Source organism: Facilibium subflavum (genome assembly GCF_003574485.1).
Classification (GTDB): Bacteria; Pseudomonadota; Gammaproteobacteria; order Francisellales; family Francisellaceae; genus Facilibium; species Facilibium subflavum.
This window is the reverse complement of the sequence record NZ_QLIT01000079.1, coordinates 1-11,021: the sequence shown is the minus strand read 5'-3', so window position 1 is coordinate 11,021 and position 11,021 is coordinate 1. Positions and strand designations below refer to the sequence as shown.

The following is an 11,021-nucleotide window of genomic DNA, read 5'->3' as shown; positions in this document are numbered from 1 at the left end:
ACGTAAAAACAAAGATCTAGTATTCACAAGCCAAATGGCTGAGTCCAATGTTGAGAGTTTGATTAATCAACGCTGTAAGGGGCAACAACACATGAAATGGTCAAGGGATGGGCTGCACAATATACTTACATTAAGAGCAGCGATGAATACTTATACTTGGCCTAAGGTTTGGGAGAAACATGTTCTTTTTGGGTTGAAAAAGGCAGCTTAGAACATAATATAAATACACTTCCTCCATGAATTGGCTGATAAAATCCAAAAAGCTGATAATGTCACACCCAAAAATATAACAACATTAGACAGAAAATGGAGATATTTATTGACTCTTCCCCAGCCAAATATCATGATACCTAACGCACCTGCCTCTATAAAAAATGCAGTAAGCACCTCATAGGTAAAAAGTGCACCCAGAACAGGACCAACCTTTTCTGCAAACCCTGACCAGTTAGTACCAAACTGAAACTCCATGACAATGCCAGAGACCACGCCCATACCAAAAGTCAAAGCAAATATTTTAGTCCAAAATTTAACGAGCGCTAAATATTTATCTTTTTTTGTTATCAACCATGTTGCTTCAAATATCATGAGAAAAGTTGACAGGCCAATACTAAATGCAGGGAAAAGTATATGAAAACTGACAGTAAACGCAAATTGAGCACGAGATAATATTTCCATCCAAGACATGTCAATCTCTCCAAATTTTAGCTATTTTGTATAGATATATTATTCTATCATTTTGAATTTAACAATTAAAACTATACAAATAATCTTTGTTTGACTAACATGTATAGCATGACAAGAAAAAGTAGTACTTCAATGAAACCTATCATTGCTATATCAAGTTGTTTGCTTGGGAATAATGTTAGATTTAACGGTTCTAACTCTAATAACAAGATGCTAGGTGAAACCTTTAGTGATATTTTTTCATATCGAGTTATATGCCCTGAAGTTTTTGCAGGTCTCGGTATTCCAAGAAAACCTATTTACCTTCAACAGTATAATCAAAACATCCTTGTCTTAGAAAATGATACCTCTCGAGATTTGACATCTACTTTAGATGACACTTGCCTCACATTAGTTCAGAAGATGAAAGACGTCGATGGTTTTATACTAAAGAAAAACTCGCCTAGTTGCGGACATAAATCTGTCAAAGTTTATAATCAAGAAAAAAATGTCATTTATAATAAAGCCAATGGTCGTTTTGTTGACACTATAGAAAGAGTGATACCTAACGCAGTGATTGAAGATGAAGGTAGGCTAAATGATCCTTATTTAAAAGAACATTTTATCAAGCGTGTTTTCTTAAATGCTGAAGTAAAATCTAATCATCTAAATATTATTACAATCAATGATTTGATGAACTTTCATCTCCGGCATAAGATGCTCATGCGTTTACATAATCCAGATAAGCAGAAGTTACTGGGACAATTAATAGCTCAATCTAATCATGTAGCTATTGAGATACTCAAAAAGAAATATTTTGAGATTTTTGTCACCATTTTTGAAAAAGTTGCCAGGAAAGGTCATCATGTCAACATTCTTCAAAGAATATTAAGAGAGATCAACAAAAATATAAATGCAGAGCAACGACAAGATCTACAAATTAAAATAAAGCAATTTCATGATGAGATTATTCCTTTAGCCGTTCCAGTAGAGATGATAAAACATTATCTGATACGCTATAGAATAGAATACTTGTTGAAGCAAAGTTATTTGAATCTTTATCCAGAAAATCTTGGTCTAATGAGTAAAATGTAAAGAGGTGAGGTATGAATATTTTGATTGCCGGTGGGTCAGGATTTATAGGAAAATTTTTATCAAACATTCTTCCAGCTAATCATGACGTAACACTTCTGTCAAGAAATTCTAACTTAGTAAATAATGCTTATACATCTGTTTTGATATGGGAAAATTTAAATGAAAATGTAATTAGTCAATTTGATATTATCACCAATCTTTGTGGTTATAATATCAGTGATTCAAGATGGTCAAACAGGATAAGAAAAAAAATCATTGATAGTAGAACCAAAACGACTCATAAGCTTGTTGAACTGATTGGATCAAAGAATATTTGGCTCATCAATGCAAGTGCTATAGGTTTTTACTCATTTTCTTCAAAAAAGCAAGATGAAAGAAACTTTCTAAAAACAGAACCATCAAATTGGTCATTTTGTCAGCATATAACAAACCAATGGGAATCAATGGTTACCTCATCAAATGTAAGAAAATGGACTATATTAAGGTTTGGTGTTGTTTTAGACAATGGTGGAATGCTTGCCAAACTAATACCAAGTGCAAAAATTGGTCTTGGAGCGGTTATCGGGGATGGTACTCAGTTAATATCATGGGTCAGTTTAAACGATCTTTGTCGTGCTATTTGTTTTATTATTGACAAAAGAATTCATTCTAAAGCCATTAACATTGTATCACCTAAGGCATCTACTCAAAGAGAGCTAATTGAAAGTTTATGTGTATCACTCAATAGACCAAGATTATTTAAAATTCCCAAGGGAATTGTGCTGATGCTCTTTGGACAAATGGGAAAAGAGCTCTTACTAGCAAGCCATAATATATATCCAACGCTATTAACTGACTATGGATTTCAATTTAACGATACTTCTATCAACTCATGTATAGATAAAATAATTACTGGGGCAACGCAATGACAGAATCACTCTATCCAATTAGGTATATATCAGAGAAAACTGGTGTTAAGCCAATTACGCTGCGTGCGTGGGAGAAACGATATAATCTTATCACACCACAACGCACTGAAAAAGGGCACCGTTTGTACTCGGATGATGATATTAAAACCATCCAAAAGACAATCACACTGTTAAATTATGGTTATGCTATTAGAGAAGTTCCTGCTCTTTTGAATGAACATGATGGTCATATTGTTGTTAGAGATAAAAAAAGTCATCATATGGTATCATTTGATAAGCTTAATAAGCTTGTTAAAGAGTATAGGATTGATGCATCCATTAAAGAAATTGAAGACTTAATGTCGCTCTACTCACCAGAGTCATATGCACAAATCATTCATCCAGCAATGATGAAATCTCTTAATAAAGATAGTTTTATACATATTGATTATGCTGAAGTAATCAAAGAGAAAATTATTGATATGATTATACTTCGATTATATCGAAATATAATTGAAAAAACGAAAACCAAAAGACAAAAGGTTTATATCATTGGTTATCGTACTGCTATGGTTAAGCCACTTGTTTTGCATGGATTGATGATTGCTAATATTCTATCAGCACATGGTTATGAAATATTTTTCTGTTCAGGCGTATCGTCTTTAGATTCGATTTTAGAGCTTCCAACAGAAGCAATAAAAATAATCTATATGAGACATGATGATTTTTATCTAAATCAACTTGAGGCTAAATTATCAGCCAATGTTAACAATATAGCCCTTAGCCTGTATAAAAAAGATAACTATTCAGGTGATATTGATCTACTACCATCTAGCTATATTGAGCTTTTTGAAGCATTCAAACGAGTTTTTGCAATAGATGAGGTCTACTAAAATGTTAACATTCAAAAATAATGGCATGAGATTAGCCTCTAGAATAGAAGCCTATTCTCTAAAAGTTATTCTTATTGTTGTTTTAATTCATATTTTTCCATTTTTTGCTTTTACAACTTTATTTACATGGGTTGACATCTATCTTTTTATTGCTAGTTATAGTGTTCGTGTCTTTGCTTTGACCGCTGGTTATCATCGATACTTTTCTCACAAGTCATTTCAAACATCGAGAATTTTTCAGTTTTTACTTGCATATCTAGGTGCGCTTGCGTTACAAGGTGGACCATTATGGTGGGCTTCGCACCATCGCTATCATCATCGAAATTCAGACACTAATTTAGATGTTCACAGCCCCATAAAAAAGCATTTTATAGAAAGTCATTTATTATGGTTTATGAAACGATCCAACTTAAACGCTCATTACAATCTTATTCGTGATTTCAGCAAATATAGAGAACTTAGATTTATTGAGAGATATTGGTATATAACACCAATCCCTGTTTTATTTGCCTTATATTCTATTGGTGGATGGAACTATGTCCTATGGGGTTATTTGATTCCAACCGTGTTTGTGAATCATGTCACTTACTCAGTTAATTCTATCGTTCATATCTTTGGAAAAAGACCATTTGACACGAAAGATAATAGTCGAAACAATTGGTTTATAGCTATACTCACATTTGGCGAAGGCTGGCACAATAATCATCATCGATATGCAGGTTCAGCCAATCAAGGCTTTTCATTCTCTCAAATCGACATAACTTTTTACATATTAAAGCTATTATCATTTCTTGGCATTGTAAGGAATTTAAAAAAAGTGCCAGATAAAATCCTAAAAGAAGGTGGTTATTTAAAATAATGGACAAGCAAATCGAGAAAATTGCAATTATTGGTAGTGGAATATCAGGATTATCAGCGTCTTTTTTATTGAAAGATCACTTTGATATTACACTTTATGAAAAAAATGGATACTACGGAGGACATGCACGAACTGTTTTTACAAAAGCACGTTTACCGATTGATACCGGTTTTATTGTTTTTAATTACCAGACCTATCCACATTTGACTGCCTTGTTTGAATTACTGGGTGTGCCAGTCAAAAAAAGTAGCATGTCGTTTGGAGTATCTATTGATAATGGAGCGATTGAATATAATAGTGAACGTCTTTCGAGTTTGTTTGCTCAGAAAAGACAACTGTTTAATCCTAAGTTTTTAATGATGCTGCGAGATATTGTTAAGTTTAACAATGCGGCTAAAAAATTTTTAGCAAATGATCACTTAAATCATGACCTCACATTAGCTGAGTTTCTGCAGTCAATTAATGTTGGTGAGTATTTTCGTCACTACTACCTCTTGCCAATGGGGGCATCAATCTGGAGCACTCCTTCAAGCCAAATGCATGACTTCCCAGCCATAACGTTCTTAAGGTTTTTTAACAATCATGGATTGTTAAATATTAACGCACCTGTTCAATGGTATACAATCGATGGCGGCAGTAAAGTCTATACGGATAAAATTATTGATAGACTTAACAATGCCAATGTTGCTTTTAGACCAGGCGTTGATTATGTCAAACGATCTAAAGAGCAGGTTGTTATTACAGATAAGCACGGGAGTACGCAAACTTTTGATAAAGTGATTTTTGCCACGCATTCGGATGAAGTGCTTAAGCTGTTAGAAAGCCCAACAACACAAGAGTATGAATATCTAGGCGCTATCAACTATCAAGATAATCATATGGTTTTGCATAGTGATCAAACATTGATGCCAAAAAGAAAAAAAGCGTGGTCCAGTTGGGTTTATTTATCTGATTCAGATCAATCTATCTCATTAAGTTATTGGATGAATAATTTGCAGTCACTAGCCTCAGAAAACGATTATTTTGTGACAATTAATCCAGCAATATTCCCTCAAGCGGACACAATTGTTGACCAACATGTCTTTCGCCATCCGGTGTTTGATCATGCAGCTATCATCGCGCAACAGAAACTCATGACTATTCAAGGACAAAATAATACGTATTATTGTGGAGCATATTTGAGATATGGCTTTCATGAAGATGGTATTTTCAGCGCAGTTGAAGTGGCTAGAATGCTTGGAGTTAATGCGCCATGGCACCGATGAAAACCGGCTTGCTTAATGCCAACGTACATCATAAGCGCTTTAAGCCCAAAGTGAATAAGTTTAGCTATCGTTGTTATTATGTGGTCTTAGATATGGATGATCCCCATTGTGCAAGTAACTTTTTCTCGGTTAATAGACCTAATCTTTTAAGTTTTTATGATAAAGATCATGGTTATCGTGATGGCAGTTCATCCAAGCAGTGGGCAAAAGATATTTTTGCTCAATATGATGTCATAATTGATCATTTATACTTGATGACGATGCCACGTGTCTATGGCTATTTATTTAATCCTGTGAGCTTTTGGTTTGGATTTTATCAGGGGCAATTAGTGGGTATTATTGCCGAGGTAAATAATACATTCAAACAATCTCATTGCTATGTGTGTATTGCCAATGATAAAAGCAAAATAGACGATAACACTTGGTTCCATGCCAACAAGATGTTTCATGTATCGCCATTTTATGATCGTATGGGCAGTTATCGCTTTAATTTTCAAGTCACTGACTGTGGCAAGATTCGTATATTCATCTACTATTATCAGGAAAAAATGTTGCAGTTGTTAACATCTGTGACAGGAGAAATGCAAAGCTTGCAATCATCAACAATTATAAAATCAATGATGAAAGTACCGTTTCTGACAGCAAAAGTCATGTTTTTAATTCATTATCAGGCGTTGAAATTATGGATAAAAAAAGTGGGTTATTGTCAAGTGCCAGAACCTTATGAAAAAAAGGTTACCTTAGCTCAAGTAGAAAATAAAAACAAATATTCGTGAGGTTATAAATGTTTGAACGTATTTTAAGAAATAAACTCATTCAATCACTGCAACATATTGAAAAAGGTAGCTTGTCGATTACGCTACCAGAGGGTGAAACACATCATTTCAAAGGCTCAATATCAGGTAAAGTGGCTGATATTGCGATAAAAGATTGGCGAGTGCTCGCTAATTTAACGCGCAAAGGCGATATCGGGTTTGCCGAGGATTACCGAGATGCTTACTGGTCAACATCCAATTTGCAAGATTTGCTTATTTTTGCACTTGATAACGACAATATTCTTGATGGATATATTAAGGGAAGCTTTCTCTATCGCAAGCTATCTATCTTACTCTACTTGACTAAACGAAATACTGTAAAGCAAAGCAAGAAAAATATTCATGCACACTATAATTTGGGTAATGGCTTTTATCAACTATGGTTAGATGAATCAATGACTTATTCATCAGCTATTTTTAATCAACAAACACAGACATTAGTAGAGGCACAGCAAAATAAATATCAGCATATCTTGGATAGAATACCCCAAAAAGGTAGTCTATTAGAAATTGGCTGTGGTTGGGGTGGTTTTGCAGAAAAAGCCCTCAATACCGGTAGCTATGACTACAAGGGAATTACTTTATCTAAAGAGCAGCAGCATTATGCGCAAGCTAGGTTAAATGATAAATCATTGATTGCATTGGAGGATTATCGTATTCAACAAGGGCAATATGATATTATCGTGTCAATTGAAATGATAGAAGCGGTAGGCAAAGCCTATTGGGCAACTTATTTTAGTAAATTGAAATCACTCTTGAAGCCCAATGGTAGAATTATGTTACAAAGTATATTAATTGCTGATGATCTATTTAAAGACTATGATAAAGGTGCTGATATGATTAGGACCTTTATTTTTCCAGGAGGAATGCTGCCAAGTATGAAAATTATTAAAAGCGAACTTCAAAAAGTCGGATTAAAAATCGTTAGTGAGAAATTTTTTGGTCTAGATTATGCTAAGACACTTTCGCATTGGCTTAAGCGATTCAATGAAAAAAATAAAGAGTTATTGTCAATGGGCTTTGATGAGAGCTTTCAGCGTATGTGGCAATTTTACTTGGCATCGTGTATTGCAACGTTTACGAATAAACGCACGGATGTTGTACAAATTGAGATTGCGCATGCTTAAGCTTTATTCGCAATCTATCATATGTGTATTGAGCATTTTTATGTTTTTTTGTCCATCTATTTATGCCAATAATCTCTCATTTTCCAAGGTAGAAAAACAAAATCCGCAATTAGTCGGCAAGATTCTTTATACTTATTGGTTTTGGGATATTTATTATGCGGCTCTTTATGCGCCAACTAAAAATTTTAGTTGGCGGCATTCTTTTTTCCTTAAACTTACCTATTTAAGAGATTTCTCAGCTAAATCAATTATTGAAGAGACAATTGATCAAATGACATCACAAACACCAAAAAATAGTGATGATGATCTTAAAAAGTGGCAAAAGCAGCTACAAAATATCTTCCCAGATATCAAGAAAAATCAAAGCCTAATTGGTTATTATGATGGCAAGCAAAGGACTTTGTTTTTTACAGGACAAGGCAGGTATTTAGGTCAGGTCGATTCATTAGCTTTCTCAAGGTCATTTTTTGCTATCTGGTTGGGTGACCAATCAGAAAACCTCGAATTATCACGACAATTACGAGGGCTAAAATGACTATGAAAATTCAGAAGTCACTGGAAATTAAATACAGCTTTATGGTTTTTCCTGTGGCTTTTGCTGGTATTCCTATTTATATCTTTTTGCCTGATTATTATCATAATCATTTTGGTTTATCATTAACTGTGTTAAGTATTACTCTTTTTGTACTACGTGTGTTAGATGCGCTCATTGATCCCTTTATTGGTTGGTATTGTGATCGCTTTCCTCGGCAGCATAAGAAAAGTTTTATTGTGATTGTTGCTCTTTTTATTCTAGGGTTTTATATATTATGCAACCCTATGATAGGCAGTCGATTGATCAACCTGTTAATTGGTGTTTTGCTGTCAACATTAGCCTACAGCTATTTAACGATATTTATCAATACGCAAGGTGCACTTTGGAAAAAAGGGCAAAAAGAAAAAGCAGATATTATTAGTCTGCGTGAGCTATTCAACATTATAGGTGTTTTAGTGGCATCAATTTTGCCTTTTATTTTGCTGAGTATACTACCAGTGCAAACAAGTTATTTTGTTTATAGCTTGATTTTTAGTGTGATCATTATTTTTACCAGTATTAAATTCTTACAATGGTATCGTGCTGTCCATAAGCAGAATAATACGATAAAAAAAGACACATATGAAAAGAGTTACGGTTATAAGTACTATTTTGCGCAGATGAATCAACAGGGAAAATTTTTATTCTTAAGTTATAGTATCAGTGCTCTTGGTTCTGCGATCCCTGCGGTGATGCTCGCCTTTTATAGTCGCTATGTTTTGCAGATGCCACAATATACAGGGCTTTATCTTTTTTTATATTTTCTTGGCACGATTATTGCTATTCCTTTTGTGAGAAAACTAGCATTGCGTTACGGTGAGGTGCATATTTGGATGTATGCCATCATCATTGCCATCATTATTTTTATGTGTGCCTTTTTTCTAAACAAAGGGGATATATTAGCATTCTCAACCATCAGCTTTACTTCGGGGTTATGCTTTTCTGCTGAGCTCATTCTGCCGAATCTATTACTGGCGCAGTGGATCGATACCAAAGAAAGAAATCCATTAGGCAATGGTTATTATGCATTGTTATCATTTATTGGTAAATTTAGTTTCGCCTTGGCAACGATTGTGACTTTGCCGTGGCTTGATGTTCAGATAGCTATCAACACGGTTGATTTATCAAACGTTATTTTGATCAAGGTGTTGTACTGTTTACTGCCCTGTTTAATCAAAGCGGCAGCATTAATCAGTTTATTTATCTGGCAAGGCCGACGACAAGAAGGAGGTGTTAAGTGAATGCGTTATGTCGATTTTTACAACTAATGATACTAGGAGTGTATTTTATGGCAATAAGTTTATTATCAGGCTGCTCTAGCGGTATTGAGTATTATAAAAATGAGACCCCAAAGCTTGATTTAAAAAACTATCTTGACGGGAGAATAGAAGGTTCTGGTATTATTGAAGATTGGAAAGGTAATGTGGTCAAAAAATTTGACTTTATTGCTGATGCCAGTTGGAAAGATGATGTATGTACACTCGATGAGCATATGATCTATTATGATGGCAGCAAAGATCATCGTATTTGGACCATTAAGAAAATCAATGACCATTATTATGAAGGGCAAACAAAGGATGTGATTGGTATTGCTAAAATCCATGTTCAAGGTAATGCAATGAACTGGCAATATAAAATGGATGTCAAAGTTGGCAATAGCACCTACCGACTTAACTTTGATGATTGGATGTTTCTCATGCATAATGATGTGCTTATCAATAGAAACTACTTCAAAAAATTTGGCTTAACCGTTGGCTCATTGACTTTATTCATGCATAAAAAAGGATTACCCAAAGATGACAAGAACCAATCCGTATCACCATAAAACCATTTGGATAATTGGTGCCAGTGATGGTATTGGCAAGGCCGTGACTCGATTGCTTGATCAGCAAGAGACAAAGCTAATTATCTCGTCAAGAAATCAAGACAAACTACAAACACTATCTGGTGAGCTTAGAAGTCAAGCTCATATCGAAGCTTTTGATGTGGGCGATTATTTAAATTTTAAAAAAAGTATACAGACAGTGCTATACAAGCATAAGCCAGATTATATTCTATATTTTCCGGGGTATTATGAGCCTGCCAAGATAGGAAACCTATCTAATGAACTGATAGATAAGACAATTGCTATCAATCTAAAATCTATTTTTGTATTGATTGAGGGTGTTTTTAACTATCTAAAGAAAAACCCATCATGTGTGTTAGCAATTACAGCAAGTGTTGCTGGATATGTCGGTTTACCTTATTCTCAGCCTTATGCTGCAACAAAGGCTGCGGTAATCAATCTAGTTCAAAGCTTTAAAGCAGAGCATAAAAGTTTTAATATCAAGTTGATTAACCCAGGTTTTGTTAAAACAAAATTAACTGATAAAAACAACTTTAAAATGCCTGGCTTAATGACACCTGCTGATGCAGCTATTGCTATTTTAAAGGATCTAAGAACAAGTCGATTTGAAATACATTTTCCGAAAAAATTTACTCGAATCATGAAAATTGTATCTTACTTACCCTATAGACTTTATTTTAGATTGCTTGCAGCTAAGAAAAATATTATTAACTAAGCCAAGCTAATTCTAATCATCTTTTTATTGACGTACATTTTCTGATCTCAATAAATGCATTTTAAATTTATTACACAGAGATAGACCCAAAATCAGAAAAGAGCGGGCGCATTCGGAATTTGTGGGTAAATAGTTCTTTACCGTTGAATTAATCTCCAAGGTATAATACAACTAAATGTATTCACCTTAATGAGTTTGACCATAATGAACTTAGCTGAGCAAAACTTACAAGACATTCAAAAAGAAATATCAACTATAATTGAAAAATTGACTGCGCTGAAC

Annotated in this window: 11 protein-coding genes and 2 pseudogenes; 12 read left to right on the top strand and 1 reads right to left on the bottom strand. The window is 34.2% G+C overall.

Features of this window, described 5'->3' with window-relative positions; translation table 11 throughout:
- Positions 1-211: pseudogene (locus DNK84_RS14595) on the top strand (ISKra4 family transposase); the annotation flags it as partial.
- A gap of 23 nt (positions 212-234) precedes the next feature.
- Here DNK84_RS14595 and DNK84_RS05510 read toward each other — a convergent pair.
- Positions 235-684: pseudogene (locus tag DNK84_RS05510) on the bottom strand (cytochrome ubiquinol oxidase subunit I); the annotation flags it as partial.
- Positions 685-816: 132 nt separating this feature from the next.
- On the opposite strand from DNK84_RS05510, the gene DNK84_RS05505 reads away from it, so the two are divergent.
- From DNK84_RS05505 to DNK84_RS05455, 11 genes are read left to right on the top strand one after another with little or no spacing between them, the layout of a single operon-like run.
- Positions 817-1,758: a 2-thiouracil desulfurase family protein gene (locus tag DNK84_RS05505; protein ID WP_162902256.1), complete on the top strand. Its 942-nt coding sequence runs from the start codon at positions 817-819 to the stop codon at positions 1,756-1,758.
- 11 nt (positions 1,759-1,769) lie between these two features.
- Entirely contained in the window at positions 1,770-2,666 is an 897-nt protein-coding gene (locus tag DNK84_RS05500; protein WP_119343550.1) for a TIGR01777 family oxidoreductase, read from the top strand.
- Positions 2,663-3,538 carry a MerR family transcriptional regulator gene (locus DNK84_RS05495; protein WP_119343549.1) on the top strand — a complete coding sequence of 292 codons (876 nt, stop codon included), beginning with the start codon at positions 2,663-2,665 and terminating at the stop codon, positions 3,536-3,538. The genes DNK84_RS05500 and DNK84_RS05495 overlap by 4 nt, the downstream gene beginning before the upstream one ends.
- Position 3,539: 1 nt before the next feature.
- Positions 3,540-4,397, top strand: a complete 858-nt coding sequence (locus DNK84_RS05490) for an acyl-CoA desaturase (RefSeq protein WP_162902255.1) — start codon at positions 3,540-3,542, stop codon at positions 4,395-4,397.
- On the top strand, positions 4,397-5,662 hold the full coding sequence (locus DNK84_RS05485) for an NAD(P)/FAD-dependent oxidoreductase (RefSeq protein ID WP_235826833.1): 1,266 nt from the start codon (positions 4,397-4,399) through the stop codon (positions 5,660-5,662). The genes DNK84_RS05490 and DNK84_RS05485 overlap by 1 nt, the downstream gene beginning before the upstream one ends.
- Positions 5,650-6,438 carry a DUF1365 domain-containing protein gene (locus DNK84_RS05480; protein WP_235826832.1) on the top strand — a complete coding sequence of 263 codons (789 nt, stop codon included), beginning with the start codon at positions 5,650-5,652 and terminating at the stop codon, positions 6,436-6,438. Before DNK84_RS05485 ends, DNK84_RS05480 begins: the two co-directional genes overlap by 13 nt.
- An 8-nt stretch (positions 6,439-6,446) precedes the next feature.
- Complete coding sequence (locus DNK84_RS05475; RefSeq protein WP_119343547.1) at positions 6,447-7,604, top strand: SAM-dependent methyltransferase; 1,158 nt, start codon at positions 6,447-6,449, stop codon at positions 7,602-7,604.
- A gap of 40 nt (positions 7,605-7,644) precedes the next feature.
- Positions 7,645-8,139 (top strand): chalcone isomerase family protein, encoded by a 495-nt coding sequence (locus DNK84_RS05470; RefSeq protein WP_162902254.1) that lies wholly within the window; start codon positions 7,645-7,647, stop codon positions 8,137-8,139.
- Positions 8,136-9,419 (top strand): MFS transporter, encoded by a 1,284-nt coding sequence (locus tag DNK84_RS05465; protein WP_235826831.1) that lies wholly within the window; start codon positions 8,136-8,138, stop codon positions 9,417-9,419. Before DNK84_RS05470 ends, DNK84_RS05465 begins: the two co-directional genes overlap by 4 nt.
- A 47-nt stretch (positions 9,420-9,466) precedes the next feature.
- The gene (locus DNK84_RS05460; protein WP_119343545.1) at positions 9,467-10,003 is read left to right on the top strand and encodes a DUF3833 domain-containing protein; all 537 of its coding nucleotides are present in this window, start codon (positions 9,467-9,469) and stop codon (positions 10,001-10,003) included.
- Complete coding sequence (locus DNK84_RS05455) at positions 9,975-10,739, top strand: SDR family NAD(P)-dependent oxidoreductase (RefSeq protein ID WP_119343544.1); 765 nt, start codon at positions 9,975-9,977, stop codon at positions 10,737-10,739. Before DNK84_RS05460 ends, DNK84_RS05455 begins: the two co-directional genes overlap by 29 nt.
- The last annotated feature ends 282 nt before the right edge of the window (positions 10,740-11,021 follow it).